Consider the following 18565-nt stretch of genomic DNA (forward strand, 5'->3'; position numbering starts at 1 on the left):
GGGACGAGTATGGCTTACGTAAAAAACGAAGTACCAGTTGAAGGAACAATATTCTTCGACGGAGACATGGCCCGTAAAGGTTACGGTTTGAACAAAATGTGTTTCTCCTTTAATGAAGCCAAAGCAAGGGAAGAGTTCGTCGAAGATGAAATGGCATACTGCGATCGTTTTGGTCTGACAGAGGCACAAAAGAAAGCGGTACATGATCGTGACGTCTTAAAGCTTATTGAAGAAGGTGGAAACATCTACTATCTCGCGAAGTTTGCAGGATTGCTTGGGATGAATATGCAGGACATTGGTGCTCTACAAACAGGGATGAGTTTAGAAGAGTTTAAGCAAAAGCTCGTGGACGCAGGGAGATAAGTCGATGGCACAGATTTTGGGTGGTATCACCACTTCACACATACCTGCCATAGGCAGAGCAATTGATGAAGGGTTAGAACAAACGCCGTACTGGAAATCTTTTTTTGATGCATATCCTCCGGTCCGTCAGTGGTTAAATGAAAAACAGCCAGATGTTGCGATTATCTTTTATAACGATCATGGATTGGAATTCTTTATTGATAAAAAGCCAACTTTTGCTATTGGTGTTGCGGAGGAGTACCACAACTCCGATGAAGGGTGGGGGATCAAGCCCATTCCAACTATTCGTGGTGAGTCAGAAATGGCCTGGCATATTTGTAACGAGTTAGTTGATAACGAGTTCGATATTACAATTTGCCAGGAGATGAAAGTTGATCACGGTTTAACAGTGCCCATGCAGCTTATGTGGCCTGGTAATCACTATGATCATATGAAGATTATCCCTGTATGTATTAACGTTGAGCAGCACCCAATGCCTTCACCAAAACGTTGTTATGATTTGGGCAAAGCGATTGGTGATGCGGTTCGTAGTTATGATAAAGACCTCAAAGTGGTTGTACTCGGGACGGGTGGCCTGTCACATCAATTGGATGGAGAACGAGCCGGCTTTATCAATAAAGAATTTGATCTGTATTGTATGGATAAAATTGTCAATGAGCCTGAAGATCTAACTAAGCTGACAATTCGTGATTTGGTTGAAAAAGCTGGCTCTCAGGGGCCAGAACTCATAATGTGGCTTGGCATGCGCGGAACATTGCAGGGGGAGCTAAATGTCCTGCAAAGAAGCTACCACGCGCCAATCTCCAACACTGGGTCAGGCATTATGCTAATTGAATCAAAGTAGCTGATTGAACTAATACCATAAAATAGTCGCCAGACGATTTGTTTATTACTTCCTTATAAAGCGATCCAATTGGATCGCTTTGTTTTTTGCTTTATTTAACGTTAGTTCGTTTGTTGCTCAAACTTAATTGTTATAGCTTTGAAGCTCACAGTGAACACTAACAACTTAAGGTATGACAACGTCAAGCTGCGAAAGGTGATATGTTATACCCAAACAACCTCGAGATGCTAGGTTCAGCGAGAATGGCTTGGTTCTCAGTCGCGGCAACGATTTGAAGATCTAGTCATTCTAAATCAAAAATCGTTAACAAAGGCTGTGAGCCAAGACAACTCGCCCTTCGGGAGCGTGTCACTGACACGATTTCAGCGTCAAATAACTTGGAAAGAGCTCGCTATTCCCTACGTTATTTTCCTTGAACTTGTGCCAGTGACAACGCTCTGAATCCTGCATCTTGAAGTCGTTTGGGTATATTAGGTTTTTATTTTGGACTGACTACGGCGCCATGCGCCTAGACCAAATACCCCTAACATAAACAAAGACAAAGATGATGGTTCTGGAACTTCTACACTAGATGGATCTGCAACATCATAACTAAAGCCTAGCCATACAAAGTCAGGGTCGACTAGGCTAAGTGGATCAACAGATATATCATTTTGAACATTAGCGGTAATCATCCCGTCATCAATAATTGTACTTAACAGAATGTCAGACATGTTAAATATCCAACTTAGCTCTCTATCGCTATCCGCAAACGACTCTACCGTATAAGTGTTTAAAGTTAAGCCGGTTATCGTATTAGAAATGATGCCATTATCACCAGCACCAAGGTCAAGAATTCCTCCTGCGAAATCAATACTAACCATAGACGATTCGGTGTCAGACCCGGAATAATCCCCGTTTAATGTGATCGAAAATTGACCATTAGATCCCGGAGTTGGGACATCAAGGAACTCAAAGGAAAAGCTTTGACCAATTCTCTCAATAGCTTGTTGTTCGTTTACTGTGAATAAAGTAGCGTGTGCGAAATTGCTTATTAAAGTAAAGAAAATAGTGATTAAAGTAGTTAAACGCATAATGCTCTCCTTGCATGTATGAATTTATATTAACTTAGGTTGTGTTAATCTAGTTGCATATCAAATGTATGCGCAAGCAATTTCTATGCCTCCATTAATAATCAAAATGTTAGCGTAATATTATGATCTTACGTGTAAAAATCTCTGACACTGATAGTAAGTGTCAGAGATTGTTCTTGTAGTGAGGTTTAAGGAGAGGCTGTTATGATTTCGTTTTTAAGTTTTCTCTGATTTTTTTCGATAAGTTTTCAAGATCTACCGGTCTGGAGAAGTAGTAGCCTTGTAACAGGTGGCAAGCCAGGTCAGATAATATCTTCGACTGTTCTTTAGTTTCGACCCCTTCAGCAACAATCGTCAGCTGTTTGATACTTGCTACAGCCAAGATACTCTTGACCAAACTGTATGCATCTTCATCTTCGACTAAGTCGTTAATAAAGCTTTTATCAATTTTCAGTTCATCAACTGGCAGTTTGGACAGATAGCTGAGAGATGAATAACCTGTACCAAAATCATCAATCGAGAAGCGAATACCTATTGCTTTGAGCTGCTCGATGACAGCAACTGTCCCCGGAATATCGTTTAAGAATGTACCTTCTGTTATCTCAAAAACGACGCGGTTCGAATCAATACCAGTTGCTTGGATAATTGAAATTGTATTTTCAACGAAGCCTTTGCTCATGAGCTGGTTTGGTGAAATATTCACAGATAACGTCAATGCACCTTCACCATTGGGGCTGATTGACTGAATGTCTTTACATGCTTGGGTTATAACCAGATCACTGATTTTGCCTATAATGCCTTTCTTCTCGGCGATAGGAATAAAGTCCAGCGGCGCGACTCTACCTAATTCCACATTGTCCCAACGAACCAGTGCTTCAACGCCAATGATCTTGCCGTTTAATGTGCTCACTTGTGGCTGATAGTGCACGTAGAACTCTTGGTTTTCGACCGCTAAATCCAACAGGTTAGAAATCTTAAAGTGACGCTCTGAACTTTTAGACATGAACGGTGAATAGATTACGTTAAACAGATTACTTGCCTTCGCGTACTTCATGGCCAACTCGCCATTGCGTACGATGATGGAACCGAGAATATTTCGGTTTTTGAAGTTTACGACAGCGTTACGAACGCGTAGCGATATCATCTCGCCACATATATCAAACTTCTCAAAGGTCTCAGTTTGCTTTTCGAAGTCGATACACGAGCCCGCTGATTTTTGACAGATCACCACAAACTGGTCGGCTGAAACGTGACCCACAAACATGGTCTCGTCTTTAAGCTCTTCCAGTGCGCTGGTTACCTGGCGCAGTACGCGATCACCCACTGAAAAACCGTATTGATTATTCACTTTCTGGAAGTCTACGATATCGATCAGCTGTAACTGGTACTCTTCACCTTTGTCCAAGAGGCACAGGTTATCAATATAATCAGACGTGGCTTTTCTATTCGGTAATCCTGTCACATCGTTGTAAAGAGAGCGGAAAGCAATTTCTTTATCTTTTTGTTTAATTTGAATCAGCTTTTCTTCAATTGTCGATTTATATGCGTAGAGCTTTTTCGCTGTGATAGAACGCAGGTAATAAATGATCCCGGCAAAAACGATGAAGACTAAAATATGAAACAGGTTCTGGTTAGATTTTTGATCAAGGATCAAACCCTTGACCATTTTTGCTTCAGATTCGGAGTAGTTCTTGATGTTATTGAGAAGTTCACCACTGCCTAAGACAATATCCCAATCTCCAACGTAGCGAATGTGGGTGATTTTTTGCGCGTCGGAGTCACTACTGCGTTTATTGAATGCTTTATCACTGTATTCAACCCAGGACACACCGTTTATTGCGCTTTGATAGATATAGTGGACTAAATCATTATCAACATTATTTTTGAATAAATTATCTGAGTTTCTGTGTACAACGAATTCTTTGTTTCGATCGATGACAAATATGTACTCATCATTACCTTCATTGAGCAACTGGAATGAAGCCATTGTTTTGTCGAAAAGCGCTTCTGGTATGGCATCATCTTCAGCCAGTTCGTTTCCTTGGCGAATCACATCCAGCATTTTTAGTGTTGTTTCAACACGTTCTTCGACTTCGACTTTTCTCATCGCAATGTATTGATCTTCAATACCGCTGATAACAGAAGCGATTAAGCTTTTTGAGAACAAATGTTGGTTAATAAAAGAGGTTCCAACGGCGCATACCATAAGTACACCTGGTAACCAGAGTAAGTATCTTTTCAACACTTTGTCGGTCATGTTCGCGAGTTCTTTCCGTTTCATTTTGTTGTTTATTCAAAAGTTTGTGCCCCTATGATACAGGTGGGAAATGAGCAGGATAGATATCGAGAGCTGATAAAAATGTAGGGAAAGTCTTACCAATACTGCGAGTTGTTTCAAATTTATAATTAGAAAATTGTTTTACTTTACTCGGGGAACTTTAGTTGACCGGAAATGAGTAAGTAACATGAGCCGGGCACCATTTCATCGTCAAACAACTTGGACAGTTCTCGCTATTCCACTGCGCTATTCTTTTGAAACGAAGGCCTTGTAGTTGAATCAGTGACAACGCTCTGAAACCTGCATCTTGAAGTCACTTGGGGATAGTCCAGTTTAAAATGAATTTTTTTCATATTGAACATCAAGTAATTGCGTTATTGTTTTTTTAGCACGTCAGTTACAAATGAGTCATGAACTAACGAAAGATGGATTTGATTTCATCTTAAGTACATTGAGATAACGCTCATGACTCAGAATATTACGTTTACTATTAAAAAGACTTGTCTTGATGAAAATTATCATCCATCAGACAACACTCGTATCACGACTAACTTTGCGAACCTGGCTCGCGGCGAGCACCGTCAACAAAACTTACGCAACGCCTTAAACATGATTGACCGCCGTTTCAACGAATTGGCTTTCTGGGATAACCCAACGGGCGCGCGTTATACGGTGGAGCTGGAAATCATCTCTGCTGATATCAAGATGGAAAACGCGAGCGAAGAGATTCCATCCATTGAAGTGTTAAAAACCTATATCGTTGATCGCAAAACAAATCAACGAATTGAAGGCATTGTAGGTAACAACTTCTCTTCTTATGTGCGTGATTACGACTTTAGCGTGCGTTTACTGGAGCACAATAAAGGTAAATCACACTTCTCGGTACCGGAAGATTTCGGCCTTTTGCACGGTAACATATTCAAGTCTTTCATAAATTCAGATAGTTACAAACAGAATTTTACCAAGGCACCAGTGATTTGTCTGAGCGTTTCAGACAGTAAAGTGTATCACCGTACCGACAACGAACACCCTGTTCTTGGTGTGGAATACGAGCCGAATGAATCGTCGTTAACCGAGCAATACTTCCAGAAGATGGGCCTACAAGTTCGTTACTTTATGCCGAAAAACAGCGTAGCGCCGTTTGCATTCTACTTCTTTGGCGATCTGTTAAATGATTACACCAACCTGGAGCTGATCAGTACCATCAGCACCATGGAAACATTCCAGAAGATTTACCGCCCTGAAATCTATTTTGCCGACATAGCAGCAGGGGAGTGTTATCAAGCGAACTTGAAGAGTGATGCCCATTCTTTAACTGACATTGTTTATGACCGCGAAGAGCGTACCCGATTAGCGATTGAACAGGGCAAGTTTGCTGAAGAAGTCTTCATCAAACCTTATCAATCGGCTCTTGAGCAATGGTCCGCTCAATATGCTTAATCCTTAACGAGACAACAGAACAGCCAATATTATGAAAAAATTATTCCCGATTTCGACGGCAGGTAGTCTGCCTAAGCCGACTTGGCTAGCTCAACCAGAAGTACTTTGGTCTCCCTGGAAACTGGAAGGACAAGAGCTGATTGACGGTAAACACGATGCGCTACGTGTAGCACTACAGGAACAATTACGCTCAGGAGTAGACATCGTGAGCGACGGCGAGCAGACTCGTCAGCACTTTGTAACCACCTTTATTGAACACTTAAACGGCGTTGATTTTGAAAATCGTCAGACAGTGAAAATCCGCGACCGCTATGAAGCCAGGGTGCCAAGTGTTGTGGGGCCAGTCTCCCGACAAAAAGCGGTGTTTGTTGAAGATGCAAAGTTTCTGCGCTCACAGACAGACAAACCGATTAAATGGGCGCTACCCGGTCCTATGACCATGGTGGATACACTTTACGATGCGCACTATAAATCCCGTAAAGAACTCGCCCTAGAGTTCGCTAAAATTCTGAACGAAGAAGCGAAGGAGCTTGTAGCGGCCGGTGTGGACATCATCCAGTTTGATGAGCCAGCGTTCAATGTTTTCTTTGATGAAGTGAATGACTGGGGGATAGAGGCTCTGGAGCTCGCAATCGAAGGTCTGAAATGTGAAACCGCAGTGCATATTTGTTACGGCTACGGAATCAAAGCCAATACAGATTGGAAAAAGACGTTGGGTAGCGAATGGCGTCAATACGAAGAAGTATTCCCTAAACTGCAACAATCGAACATCGACATTATCTCTCTGGAGTGCCATAACTCGCATGTACCAGTAGAACTGCTTGAACTTGTGCGCGGTAAAAAAGTGATGGTTGGTGCTATTGATGTAGCAACTAACTCCATTGAAACGCCAGAAGCGGTAGCAGCGACACTTCGTGAAGCGCTGAAATATGTTGATGCAGACAAGCTCTACCCATGTACTAACTGTGGTATGGCTCCACTTTCCCGAGAAATTGCTCGCGGAAAACTCAATGCACTAAGTGCCGGTGCTGAGATTGTGAGAAATGAGATTCTAGCGAAATAACAAAGGTTATTTACATGTACATATCAAGGTTACTGGATATTAGTTCGGTAACCTTTTTTGTATTTGGCTCTTACAACCAGTTTTTTAGCTATCTAACTAATCACAATTCGAGACATGTTCTTATGACAGAGCCTTGGACAAAAAGTGTTTAGTGTTGTGGCTTAAATTATAAAATTCGAATAATGTCAATTATGAGAAACTCGCTAAATATCTAGTCGGTACTGTACAGCTCAGCTAACCGCTTTTTTGTCTAACCATATCCTCTAAGAATTAATGATATCCACATTAAAACAAATAGTTATGTATTAGAGGATAAAACATCTCAGATATACTTCTGATTTGAAAAGTAAGTTAATATCTCTATCTATCGCTATTTCAAACTCTATTTCGTTATTATTTTATCCTTGTGTAGATGCTTTTTTATGCATTTTGTCTATTCTTAATCTTAAGCTCGGCTCACGTGTGACAAATTGAATGCCTTGCTGCCTCATAAAAATATAGAGGCACTTTGTTCGTAATTTGAAGATATTACCTTAGGTAAGATTGAGTATGAAGAGTGAACGCATTGCACACATTGATGTAGCTAAAGGGATAAGTATATTACTTGTTGTGCTATTACACACGGAGATTAAGGAGCTTTGGATAGAAATATTTGATTATATGGGTTTAGTTAGACTTCCGTTGTTTTTTATTCTGTCTGGTGTTTTTTATAAATACAATAAATTTACCTATGTATTATCCAGAAAATCCAGTTCCTTATTGAAACCTTATTTTTTTACACTTTTAAGTGTTAGTTTTATTGCCATAGTACTAAATGGAGATAAAGAGTTATGGCAGTTAAAAGGTGTGTTATACGGTACAGGGGTTCTCTTACCTCGAATGTGGTATCAAAATTGGTATTTACCACATCTGTGGTTGGTTTTTATATCAGCAACAATTCTGTTAAAAGTTATACATATAGATAAAAATGAAAAAATAAAAGGGATAATCATCTCAATCATGCTCATGTTTTTGGTTATAACCTATTCAATTCATTGTGGAATGTTGATCTTCAAATATTTAATAAAAGTATAACGATTCCAGGGCTTCCGTTTAATGCTGACGTAATCTTTTCAAGTCTGGGATTGTTTTTGTTAGGTTTTATACTTAAGGATGCTATAAAGAATCATATTCCTAATACAGCGCTAACTTTAGTTTTTCTTATTGTATTTGTATTTTGCGTAAGCATGGGGGCTAAAGCAAGTATATATTCCAGAGAAGTACAGTTACCACTTTTGGTGGTGTTTGGTTCTCTTTCTGGAGTTTATTTGATTATTACAATGTCATTTTATATAGCTAAATATACTAATTACATTAAAAAGTCATTTATTTATCTTGGCCAATCAAGTTTAATAATTCTAATCTTTCACGTCTTTTATTATATGATTTCAAAAAGTATACTTGATTCATTATTCCCTAATTCTAATAATGAAAGTATAATTATTGCAAGTGTCACTTGTATATATTTGTCATTATTAACCAAGAAGCTTGTCGATAACAATGATTTATTAAGTTTTTTTTACTACGTGAATGATTCGAAATCATCTCGAGAAAATAAAATATAATCACATTGTTTTTTATTTATTTAACCTTAAATGTTGTGGCTAGTGGATTTTTGTCGTTAATCCTATCTGGTATTAGCTCTTGAGCAATACTGCCTGTAAAGTTCAAAAAATGATGAGTGATAAAGTAACTATAATTGGTGTTATTTATCTTGATTCATAGGGGTGAGATATGTGTGGCAGGTTAAATGTTATTAATGAACCGCTTTGCCGAATTGTTTCAGAGCAGCTTGGGATCAGTTTTAAAACCGAAACCAATCAGGATCTCAGACCGACTCAAATCGTTTCCACCATTGGTATACAAAATGGTGAGTTAAAACAGCTCGATTTACCCTGGGGAATACAGCCAGAATGGGCAAATAACCTGATCATTAACGCTAAAGCCGAAACGGTTGCAGTTAAAGCAACGTTCGCTCACGCGTTTGAGTTCAACCGTGTCATCGTACCTTGCTCTGGTTGGTATGAGTGGCGGGAAGAGGGAGACAGAAAGGTCAGGTATTTATTTAGCCGAGGCGAGAGCAATGTTTTATACATGGCAGGCATTGCTTTAGAGGGCGGAAAAGAGCTTGTCACTTTAACTACAGAACCCAATAAGCAGTGCAGCGAGTTTCATCATCGCATGCCGCTGTTAATCCCTGACGAAGAAGTCATGAACTGGATAAGCGGAAGCGGCGAACATGTTTATAAGCTATTAGAAAACCAGTTTAATCAAGCGTTAACGATTAAATGAAGTACTTACCTCTAGGGTTTTGTTATCCAACAAGTATCTTCTACTGGCCGCCATTATCTTAAGCGGTTCTTAAGTCATGAAGATTAATGTTAGTGGTGAGCTTCAAACTTTCTTACTGCTAACAGGAATAATACATATGGAACGCAAAACGCTTTTAGGTTCAACAATGATGATCATAGGAATGATTTCGCTCAGCGCTTACGCTGGAGATCCTACTTGTACCAAAGAAAGCAAGAATAATTGGATGCCAATCGAATCCGCTCAGAAAATGGTGGAATCGAAAGGTTATAGAGTTAAGACGTTTAAACAAACTCGCACCGGGTGCTATGAACTATACGGTTATGACCAGAGCGGAAAACGGGTTGAAATATACTATAACCCTGTCGACATGACAGTCGTAAAAGAGGAAATCGATGACTAACAAAGCGCCTTGGGATCGGGTTGTACAGTTTACCCACTGGGTGGTTGCCACTCTCTTTCTGGTCAATTATTTCATTACCGAGGAAGGAAGTACGATACACCAGTGGGTCGGTTATATCGTGATTGGGGGCGTTGTGATAAGGCTAGCATGGGGCTGTGTAGCAAAACCACCGGCACGTTTATCTTCTTTTCGGCCTTCTATCCCTGGCGCCATTCAACATTTAAAAGAGGTATACCAGACACGGCAAGATGATCACCAAGGACATAACCCCGCAGGCGCGATCATGATCTGGTGTATATGGTCTGGTTTGATAGTCGCTGGTATTTCCGGGTATATGATGGAAACTGACCTATTCTGGGGTGAAGATTGGATTGAAGCCGTTCATGAGTCAGCAGTCAATATCACCTTCTTTTGTGTATGCATCCACATCGCTGCAGTAGTCGTTATGAGCCGAATTACCGGGCACTCTTATCTGAAAAATATGCTTCCGCGTAAGCTGAGAAAATAACTCCCTTTAAATATAGAATATAGAATATAGAAAGTGACAAATTGCTGTCGCTTTCTTTTTGATCGCTCACTAAAAAACGAATCGTGTCTTGAGATAAAAATACCGCACTTGTTTACGCTGTAATTCGATGCCATTCTGGTTGAACATCCGCCGATATAAAGAGTTTTATTTCAGGAGTAGATATGCAGCAGGGAAAAGCGTTTCAAGATCTGATTCCAGATAACCACTGTTTTGGCTGCGGCCCGAATAATACATCCGGCTTACAGATAAAAAGCCATTGGATAGAAGAAAATAAGTCCGCCTGCACATTTGTACCATCTTCACATCACTGTGCCGGACCTACTCAGTTTTTAAATGGTGGGATCATTTCGACTATTATTGACTGTCATTGTATTTGCACCGCAATAGCGAAAGGGTATCAGTTACAGGGACAAGAAGTTGGATCGGGCGAGGTTATCTGGTACGCGACAGGAAAACAGGAAGTTAACTATTTAAAACCGGTACGAATAGATCAAAATGTAGAACTAGTCGCCGTCATTGAAAGTGTTAATGAAAATAAGATGACGGTAAGCTGCGAATTGTATTCTGGTGACGAATTATGTTGTACCAGCCAAGTGATTGCAGTCAAAGTTCCTAATAGTTGGTTTACTTCAGATTGATGAAAGGTCTTGTTTGCAGGTAGTGATTTTTTCCCCGAACCTAAGTTGCCTTTATCTTCATCAGATATCAAAAAATAAAAACTTTGTGGAACTGAGTAACGTTTAAGTGTGTTAGTTTCGATGTTCTTAACACATGTTGTAACTTGTTATGAAGTATTTAAGAGGGTATATGGAAGTAAGACGCATTGTCCCAACGGATTTGGATAGTTTTTATCTCTCTGGCAAAGCGTGTTTGATGAAGGTGATTTCTTCGCTAGCCCGCCTCCTCCAAAAGAGCGTATTAAGTCCGTTCTGAAAAAGAGTGAACGTGAACAGTTTCCGCAATACGTTGCAATCATCGACGATATGATAGTCGGCGCGGCGGAGGCGCTTCCTTGTCGTGATAGTGAGTATGTGGGCTATATTGGTACTCAAGTCCATCGATTGTTTAGAGGGCAAGGTATAGCGCAGGAATTATTGTCTCGCGTAATTGAAGATAGCCGACGCTTTGGATATAAAGAGTTAAAGCTAGAAGTTTATGATTTTAATTCGCCTGCTCGTAACTTGTACGAGAACTTTGGCTTTTCTGTGGATGGCTCGGGCGCACAAGATACATTACCTACGGGTAGAGAAGTAACTATTGTAAAAATGTCGCTCTCTATACCCAAGTAACCTCAAGATGCCCGGTTCAGCGAGAATGACTTGGCTTACAGATGAGGCAACGATTTGATGATCTAGTGGTTCTAAATCAAAAATCGTTAACAAAGTATGTAAGCCAAGGCCCCGTGGTTGATTAATTAGGGCCCTTTGGGAGCATGTCACTGAAACAATTTCATCGTCAAACAACTTGGAAATAACTCGCTATTACACAGCGTCGTATTCCTTGAACTTGAATCAGTGGCATTGCTCTGAATCCTGCATCTTGAAGTCACTTGGGTATATAGCTTAATTTTAAAAAGATTAAGTAGGACTTAATGATGATTATCGAAGCAACGGAACATTCCGATTTAGCCGCGGTAGCCGAACTGGTGGCTAGAGTCTCTGAGGCGAGTATTTTTCCATACTTTAGTGAAGAGGGGCGCTCTCTCTTTGCTGCTAAGGTGCTGCCTGATGTTCAAACCGCTTTCGACAGGGAACATTTTCAGAGCTTTAAAGTTACACAAGGCAACCAAGTGATTGGTTTTGGTGCGATAAGAGAGAGAAGTTACATTACTCATCTGTTTGTAGACACCAGTTATCAAGGGAAAGGTTTAGGTAAATTGTTACTAAAACAACTGCTGGCACTAGGAACTGCAAAGGAAATACGATTAAGAGCCTCAGTAAATGCGGTAAACTTTATCAGTCACAAGGCTTTGTTGCGTCTGACTCTGAACAAGAAATCAATGGCATCCGCTTTGTTCCGATGGTCTGGAAACGTGAGGAGTATAAGAGCTAACGTTTCCAAACAGTTTTCGAATTTTGTCTCAATGGTGATAATTAATAATATTATCATCCTCAACCACTAGTCCCTTTATTAACAGAACTATAATTAGCCTGTTTGCAATGGTACAGGCATGCTAATTATGTTGATGAGAAAGACATACACCTCACTATTATTGATGGCGATTATTTTCACTCCTGTGGTTTTCTCAGAGGATATGGGAGGAGAATATGCGAAAGGAAAGTACCTCGTCCAAATTGGTGGCTGTAACGATTGTCATACTGCAGGATATGCTCCCAGCGGTGGAACGACACCAGAGTCGCAATGGCTTATGGGCGATCAGATGGGTTTCAGAGGTCCGTGGGGAACTACTTACCCTGTTAACTTACGTGAGTATGTTGGTAACTTATCTGAAGCTGAATGGATAGCAAAAGCCAAAGTAATTAAAACCAGACCACCTATGCCTTGGTGGGCGCTAAACGAAATGAAAGAAGAAGATTTGAGCGCCGTCTATCAGTACATAAAGAGCTTAGGTAGCGCGGAGAACGCTGTCCCGTCCTTTGTACCTCCGGAGGAAGAACCCAAAACGCCGTACATTCAATGGCCGCAACCTCCAAAATAGCTCAGGTTCTTTGACCACGTCACCCTCGCTGACTTTAGCATCTAGCGGTTATTTGGTTATAAGACTTGTGATCGTGGCGCATTACTCTATCCTGTTGATCTTGTGGGTCTTTACCAGGACTGGTGAGACGAAGCATGTTCTGTATAAAAGGAAGTTTAATGAACAGACAAAAAGTGGCAATCATTACTGGTGGCGGTCGAGGTATAGGCGCTGCGACAGCGCAACTTTTTGCGAATAATGGTTATGCGGTATGCATTAACTATAAATCCAATTCAGAAGCAGCAAGTAAGCTGGCTGAAACGATCACCCGTAATGGCGGTAAATGTATTACGGTCCAGGCAGATGTATCTCGCGAGGAAGATGTCGAACGACTGTTTTCTGTGGTTGACCGAGAACTAGGGACACTGTCTGTTCTGGTTAATAACGCTGGTATCTTAAAAAGACAAATGCGCTTAGAGGATATGACTGCCGACAGAATTAACGCGATACTTTCAAACAATGTGACCAGTTACTTTTTATGTTGCCGCGAAGCCGTCAAGCGTATGTCAACTCGTCATGGCGGAGTGGGTGGTGTTATTGTCAATGTCTCTTCCGGAGCGGCTCGTTCTGGCTCACCTAACGAGTACATCGATTATGCGGCGTCAAAAGGTGCAATAGATACCTTAACGAAAGGTTTGTCGTTAGAAGTTGCGTCTGAGGGAATCCGTGTCAACTGTGTCAGACCCGGTTTAATTCATACTGATATGCATGCCGATGGTGGCGAGCCTGAGCGTATTGAAAGGCTAAAGAGTGTTATCCCTTTGCAAAGAGGCGGGAAGCCAGAAGAAGTTGCTGAGGCGATTTATTGGTTAGCGTCAGAGAAGTCATCATTTTCGACTGGAAATTATCTGGACTTGGCTGGTGGACTTTAATACATGCCTAGTAGTTGGGTTCATTTTATTCATCCATGTTGTTTAAGTAAGCGTTACGTAATGCGAGGTTTAGTGTGAAAATCAGAACAGTCACTCCAGATCCGCTTGCTTGCCCTTTATGCGGGCAGGCGAACGCTTGTGTCAATTTAGGTGATAAAGACGTCACCAAATCGTGTTGGTGTAATGACCCATCCATCAAGTTTCCCGAAGCACTTCTTTCTCAGATGCCTGCAGAAAAACGAAGAAAGGCATGTATTTGTAAGGCATGTGCTTTAAAGTATCAGAACAGTAACAAAGGTAGTTAGTTCAATTGGATAGCTCGGGTAGTTAAGCGAACTGAGTATGATTATTTAAACAAGGAAAGTTAAGTGGAAATAAAAGAAGTAAATTCGGTCTCAGGTGTGCTTGTTCAATTGCATGATCTGCTTAACGATTGCGTCGAAAGTGGTGCCTCTGTGGGATTTTTAACACCGGTAGACGGTAGTGAAATTGAAGCTTACTGGCAATCAGTAGAATCTGATCTTCAAGCTGGATCGAGAAAGCTTTTTCTAGCTTACGACAACAATACCGTCGTTGGTGCGGTTCAACTTTCTCTGTGCTCGAAAGCCAATGGTTCGCACCGGGGAGAAGTCGAAAAACTTATGGTTAAAACCAGTGCACGAGGGAAGGGCGTAAGTAAAAAACTGATGTCACTGATGGAAAGTACGGCTGCAGAAATCGGTTTGTCGTTACTGGTACTCGATACACGACTTGGTGATATCGCTTCTACGTTGTACCGCTCAATTGGTTATACGGAAGCCGGGCAAATCCCTCAATTTGCGCGCAGTTCAAGTGGCGAGTTGGAAGCCACGGTATATTTCTTTAAGTTATTGAGTGAATAAGTGGTATGCCGAAAGTTACACTGAAGGGCTATATTTTGGTGCCGGAATCAGAGTTAGAGCTGGTAAAAAGTGAACTGGAAAACCATACGCGCCTGACGTTGCAAGAACCTGGCTGTATTACGTTTCGCGTTACTGAGAGTGCACATAACCCAGTGCGGTTTGATGTATATGAAGAGTTCTGCGACGAGGTGGCTTTTGACGCACATCAGAAAAGGGTGAAAGAGTCATACTGGGGTAAAGTGACGGTTAACGTCGAACGTCATTATGAAATATTGCACGATTAAAGTGCTGTTAACCTGCCTTCCAATTTGTCACGCTGCTGTTCAATTTCTTCAATGACAAAGTTGCGAAACGCTCGTACGCGCTCTGTGTGCCTTAGATCTTCGTGGAGCAGCATCCATAAATCTAAACCGTAAAAAGCGGAGAACTTAACATCTTCATATCGAGCTATATCGTCATCAAAATCACCGATAAAACAGGGCAGGAAAGAGAGTCCGACACCTTGTTTTATCGCCATATGCGCTAAACCCGTGTCATCAATTGTGAAGTTGTGTATTCCTTCTGGGCAAACCTCTTTCGTCCATGCGCGGTGGAAGTCACAGCATTCCGTACCAATCCAGTTAGGCTTCTCGCCCGTTTGCCTTAAATGTTCTAAATAGGTTTTACTTCCATAAATCGCAGACGCAAATGTAATTAACTTTTTCCCGATCAGTACTTCAGCGGGGTTGTTCGTGACCCTTAGTGCAACGTCTGCTTCACGATGCGGCATACTCAAGTAAGTATTAGAAGATTGTATCTCCAGTTCTATATCCGGAAATTGTTCATGGAATCTGGCGAAGATCGGGAGGAATAAAGAGTAGGCAATGTGGTGAACGACAGTAACTCTTAGCATACCTTTTAAAAGCTTGTCCTGACCAAGCAAGCTATCTTGAGCGTTAAGTACTTCTCTCTCAACATGTTCTGCAGTCGTTCGGAGTTTCTCACCAGCAAGTGTCAAACCATAGCCGCCTTGAATTCGCTCAACTAAACGTACGCCGAGCTTTTCTTCCATCGCCCGAAGACGCCTTGAAACTGTGGAGTGCTGTACGCCAAGGTCAACACTTGCACCACTCACTGAGCCACGTCGGGCAACAGCCAAGAATATTTTTAGATCATCCCAGTTCATACAAACAGTCCTTGTGTGCAATTTTGCACAGCCAATGGGCACTTTTAGAGGTAACGCTTTAATTTTTGCACACCTAAACTGATCTTGCACATCAAGAGACTTGTTCGTGGAATAAGAATAAAACCGAGTTTTAGAGGAGGTGTTGTCATGAAAAAGTTAGCGGTAGTACAACGAGCGTCTGCTTTTTTAGATAAACAACGTAGTATTGCGCTGGCGGTTGAAAGTATTCAATCTGCTGCTGACAATGGCGCTGAATTAGTTGTGTTTACTGAAGCCTTTATTCCTGGCTATCCAGTCTGGTTATGGCGTCTACGGCCTGGCAAAGACTGGGGAACAACAGACAACCTTTATCAACGTTTAATGAGCAATGCTGTAGATTTAAGCTCAGAGGACTTAGTTCCGATTTATGAAGCTGCAAAGCGACATCATGTCACCGTTGTGTGTGGTATCAATGAGCGTGACTCAAGTGCCAGTCGTACTACTTTATACAATACGTACATTACGGTGTGCCACGAGGGTAACCTGATTAATGTGCATCGCAAGCTGATGCCGACCAACCCAGAGAGAATGGTATGGGGATTTGGTGATGCCAGTGGGTTGCGGGTAATAGACACACCAGTAGGTAGAATAGGTGCACTGGTTTGTTGGGAGAATTATATGCCGCTGGCTCGTTATGCGCTGTACGCCCAAGGTGTCGAAATTTATGTTGCGCCTACTTATGATAGTGGTTCGGATTGGACAGAAAGCTTGCGTCATATTGCAAGAGAGGGCAGGTGTTATGTGGTCGGTAGCGGTAACCTGTTGAGAGTCAGTGATTTGCCCGATGACTTCCCTGAAAAAGAAACCCTCTATCCGGATAAAGAAGAATGGATTAATGGCGGGGACTCCACAATCATTGCACCAGGCGGTGAAACATTAGTTACACCGCTGCATCAGGAAGAAGGAATTATATATTGTGATATTGATACCGATAAAGTGGCTGCGGCCAGACGCTCTTTCGATGTTGCAGGCCATTACTCTCGTCCTGATATTTTCACACTCAACGTAAACAAAGCACCTCAAACGTCTATCCGTATCAGGGAAGCAGAATAACAATCTTCCCCCAATAATAAGATTGGGGGAAGATTGTTATTAGCTAGATACCAGATACTCAGACCAATGAAGTTACTAGGTGATCGGCTGAGGTGTAGACCAGCTTACCATCAACGTAGGTCGCCTCTATGTTTCGGTCATCAGCCATCATCATTAATGCAAAGAGCTTATCTTCTAGACTTTTCGTATGTTGATGGCGGAGCTTTTGCAAATCTGTGGGTGCCCAGTTTAAGACCACAAAGTCGGCTTCTTTGCCTGTTTTAAAGTTACCTACTTTGTCGTCGATACTGAGAGCGCGAGCACCGCCTAGCGTCGCAAGGTACAAACCTTGAAATGCCGACAGCTTTTCGCCTTGTAATTGCATCACTTTATAGGCTTCATTTAACGTCTGGAAAGGACTAAAGCTGGTACCCGCACCCACGTCAGTGCCCAGACCGACACGAATATTTTTTTTGTTCGGCTCTTTTTAAGTCGAACAGCCCGCTGCCGAGAAACAGGTTTGAGGTAGGGCAGAATGCGATAACCGAATCTGTGCGCTCAAAAGCGTTCCACTCCCGGTCGGAGAGGTGAATCGAATGGGCAAACACGGAACGATCACCAACTAATCCGTAATGCTGGTAGACCGCAAGGTAATCCTCGTGTTCGGGGAAAAGAGCGCTTACCCATTCAATTTCATTCTTGTTCTCAGCCAGATGTGTTTGCACATAGACATCAGGAAACTCGGCTTTGAGTTTACCTGCAGCTGCCAGTTGTTCGCGCGATGAAGTCGGGGCAAATCTTGGAGTGATAGCGTATTGAAGTCGTTTGTGATTATGCCACTTCTCGATTAACGCTTTGCTATCCTGATAGCTGGACTCTGGTGTGTCGAGTAAATAGTCCGGAGCATTACGATCCATCATGACTTTACCGGCGATGATACGCATGTTTTTCTCAAGTGCCTCTTCAAACAGAGCATCGATAGATTCCGGATGAACTGTACCAAACACTAAAGCGCTGGTGGTACCGTTTTTTAGTAGCTCATTGATGAAGAATCGTGAGATCATTTTCGCATGTGCTTTGTCTTCAAACTGTTTTTCTGTCGGGAAAGTGTAATTCTCTAGCCACTCAAGTAGCTGTTCGCCATAGGATGCAATCATCTCTGTCTGAGGGTAGTGGATGTGTGTGTCAATAAAGCCCGGTACAATAAGTCTGCCTCGGTAATCCACGATCTCACTATACTGTGCGGTGTCAGATTCACTAAACGCCTTTACTGCTTTAATCAGTCCGTCTTCGATAACCAACAGTCCGTCTTCGAAGTATTGAAACGCTTGCTTGAGGTCGGTTACCTTGGCGGGATCGTCGAGAAAGTGGAGCAAGCTCGCACGTATTACCATCGTTTTTGGCATCGTGTGAGAAGAAAATTTTTCCGTGTTCTTTATGTATAGAACGTCCGTTTTGTTGTTCATGAGTCACTCCATTGAATAAGTTTGATACCCATGGTTTTTGACTTATTTCCGCAAGCCCTTGTCAATAGAG

20 protein-coding genes and 1 pseudogene are annotated in these 18565 nt (G+C 41.8%); 17 read left to right on the top strand and 4 right to left on the bottom strand.

What is annotated here, in order from left to right:
* Positions 1-9 precede the first annotated feature (9 nt).
* Positions 10-363 (top strand): protocatechuate 4,5-dioxygenase subunit alpha, encoded by a 354-nt coding sequence (locus KHN79_RS16285; RefSeq protein WP_182010635.1) that lies wholly within the window; start codon positions 10-12, stop codon positions 361-363.
* A 4-nt stretch (positions 364-367) separates the two neighbouring features.
* Positions 368-1207 carry a class III extradiol dioxygenase family protein gene (locus tag KHN79_RS16290; RefSeq protein WP_182010634.1) on the top strand — a complete coding sequence of 280 codons (840 nt, stop codon included), beginning with the start codon at positions 368-370 and terminating at the stop codon, positions 1205-1207.
* 470 nt (positions 1208-1677) lie between these two features.
* Here KHN79_RS16290 and KHN79_RS16295 read toward each other — a convergent pair whose 3' ends face one another.
* Entirely contained in the window at positions 1678-2280 is a 603-nt protein-coding gene (locus KHN79_RS16295; protein WP_182011722.1) for a PEP-CTERM sorting domain-containing protein, read from the bottom strand.
* Positions 2281-2482: 202 nt separating this feature from the next.
* The gene (locus KHN79_RS16300) at positions 2483-4561 is read right to left on the bottom strand and encodes an EAL domain-containing protein (RefSeq protein ID WP_182011723.1); all 2079 of its coding nucleotides are present in this window, start codon (positions 4559-4561) and stop codon (positions 2483-2485) included.
* A 462-nt stretch (positions 4562-5023) separates the two neighbouring features.
* Here KHN79_RS16300 and KHN79_RS16305 point away from each other — a divergent pair, with 462 nt between their 5' ends.
* The 14 genes from KHN79_RS16305 to KHN79_RS16370 all read left to right on the top strand — a co-directional run bounded on the left by KHN79_RS16305 (position 5024) and on the right by KHN79_RS16370 (position 15077).
* Positions 5024-5998 carry a DUF1852 domain-containing protein gene (locus KHN79_RS16305; RefSeq protein ID WP_182011724.1) on the top strand — a complete coding sequence of 325 codons (975 nt, stop codon included), beginning with the start codon at positions 5024-5026 and terminating at the stop codon, positions 5996-5998.
* Between the two features lie 31 nt (positions 5999-6029).
* Positions 6030-7061 carry a methionine synthase gene (locus KHN79_RS16310; RefSeq protein WP_182011725.1) on the top strand — a complete coding sequence of 344 codons (1032 nt, stop codon included), beginning with the start codon at positions 6030-6032 and terminating at the stop codon, positions 7059-7061.
* Positions 7062-7610: 549 nt separating this feature from the next.
* Complete coding sequence (locus KHN79_RS16315) at positions 7611-8135, top strand: acyltransferase family protein (protein ID WP_211907303.1); 525 nt, start codon at positions 7611-7613, stop codon at positions 8133-8135.
* Positions 8136-8834: 699 nt separating this feature from the next.
* Positions 8835-9392, top strand: a complete 558-nt coding sequence (locus KHN79_RS16320) for an SOS response-associated peptidase family protein (RefSeq protein ID WP_182011727.1) — start codon at positions 8835-8837, stop codon at positions 9390-9392.
* 136 nt (positions 9393-9528) lie between these two features.
* Positions 9529-9813, top strand: coding sequence for a PepSY domain-containing protein (locus tag KHN79_RS16325; protein WP_182011728.1), 285 nt, complete (start codon positions 9529-9531; stop codon positions 9811-9813).
* Positions 9806-10321 carry a cytochrome b/b6 domain-containing protein gene (locus KHN79_RS16330; protein ID WP_182011729.1) on the top strand — a complete coding sequence of 172 codons (516 nt, stop codon included), beginning with the start codon at positions 9806-9808 and terminating at the stop codon, positions 10319-10321. Before KHN79_RS16325 ends, KHN79_RS16330 begins: the two co-directional genes overlap by 8 nt.
* A 182-nt stretch (positions 10322-10503) precedes the next feature.
* Entirely contained in the window at positions 10504-10980 is a 477-nt protein-coding gene (locus KHN79_RS16335; RefSeq protein WP_182011730.1) for a PaaI family thioesterase, read from the top strand.
* A gap of 228 nt (positions 10981-11208) precedes the next feature.
* Positions 11209-11631 carry a GNAT family N-acetyltransferase gene (locus KHN79_RS16340; protein ID WP_182011731.1) on the top strand — a complete coding sequence of 141 codons (423 nt, stop codon included), beginning with the start codon at positions 11209-11211 and terminating at the stop codon, positions 11629-11631.
* Positions 11632-11933: 302 nt separating this feature from the next.
* The gene (locus KHN79_RS16345) at positions 11934-12464 is read left to right on the top strand and encodes a GNAT family N-acetyltransferase (RefSeq protein WP_244812749.1); all 531 of its coding nucleotides are present in this window, start codon (positions 11934-11936) and stop codon (positions 12462-12464) included.
* Positions 12465-12512: 48 nt separating this feature from the next.
* The gene (locus tag KHN79_RS16350; RefSeq protein ID WP_244812751.1) at positions 12513-13001 is read left to right on the top strand and encodes a c-type cytochrome; all 489 of its coding nucleotides are present in this window, start codon (positions 12513-12515) and stop codon (positions 12999-13001) included.
* A 158-nt stretch (positions 13002-13159) separates the two neighbouring features.
* Entirely contained in the window at positions 13160-13912 is a 753-nt protein-coding gene (locus KHN79_RS16355; RefSeq protein WP_182011732.1) for an SDR family oxidoreductase, read from the top strand.
* A 74-nt stretch (positions 13913-13986) separates the two neighbouring features.
* Positions 13987-14217, top strand: a complete 231-nt coding sequence (locus KHN79_RS16360; protein WP_211907304.1) for a cysteine-rich CWC family protein — start codon at positions 13987-13989, stop codon at positions 14215-14217.
* A gap of 63 nt (positions 14218-14280) precedes the next feature.
* Entirely contained in the window at positions 14281-14793 is a 513-nt protein-coding gene (locus KHN79_RS16365; protein ID WP_182011733.1) for a GNAT family N-acetyltransferase, read from the top strand.
* 5 nt (positions 14794-14798) lie between these two features.
* The gene (locus KHN79_RS16370) at positions 14799-15077 is read left to right on the top strand and encodes an antibiotic biosynthesis monooxygenase (protein WP_182011734.1); all 279 of its coding nucleotides are present in this window, start codon (positions 14799-14801) and stop codon (positions 15075-15077) included.
* Here KHN79_RS16370 and KHN79_RS16375 read toward each other — a convergent pair.
* Entirely contained in the window at positions 15074-15958 is an 885-nt protein-coding gene (locus KHN79_RS16375; RefSeq protein WP_182011735.1) for a LysR family transcriptional regulator, read from the bottom strand. The two genes, KHN79_RS16370 and KHN79_RS16375, sit on opposite strands and share 4 nt — an antisense overlap.
* Before the next feature lie 147 nt (positions 15959-16105).
* On the opposite strand from KHN79_RS16375, the gene KHN79_RS16380 reads away from it, so the two are divergent.
* Positions 16106-17050: a carbon-nitrogen hydrolase family protein gene (locus KHN79_RS16380; RefSeq protein ID WP_182011736.1), complete on the top strand. Its 945-nt coding sequence runs from the start codon at positions 16106-16108 to the stop codon at positions 17048-17050.
* A gap of 58 nt (positions 17051-17108) precedes the next feature.
* Here KHN79_RS16380 and guaD read toward each other — a convergent pair.
* Positions 17109-18435 (bottom strand): annotated as a pseudogene (gene guaD / locus KHN79_RS16385) (guanine deaminase).
* Between the last annotated feature and the right edge of the window lie 130 nt (positions 18436-18565).

The sequence above is a fragment of the Vibrio sp. B1FLJ16 genome, from assembly GCF_905175385.1.
In the GTDB taxonomy this organism is placed as follows: domain Bacteria; phylum Pseudomonadota; class Gammaproteobacteria; order Enterobacterales; family Vibrionaceae; genus Vibrio.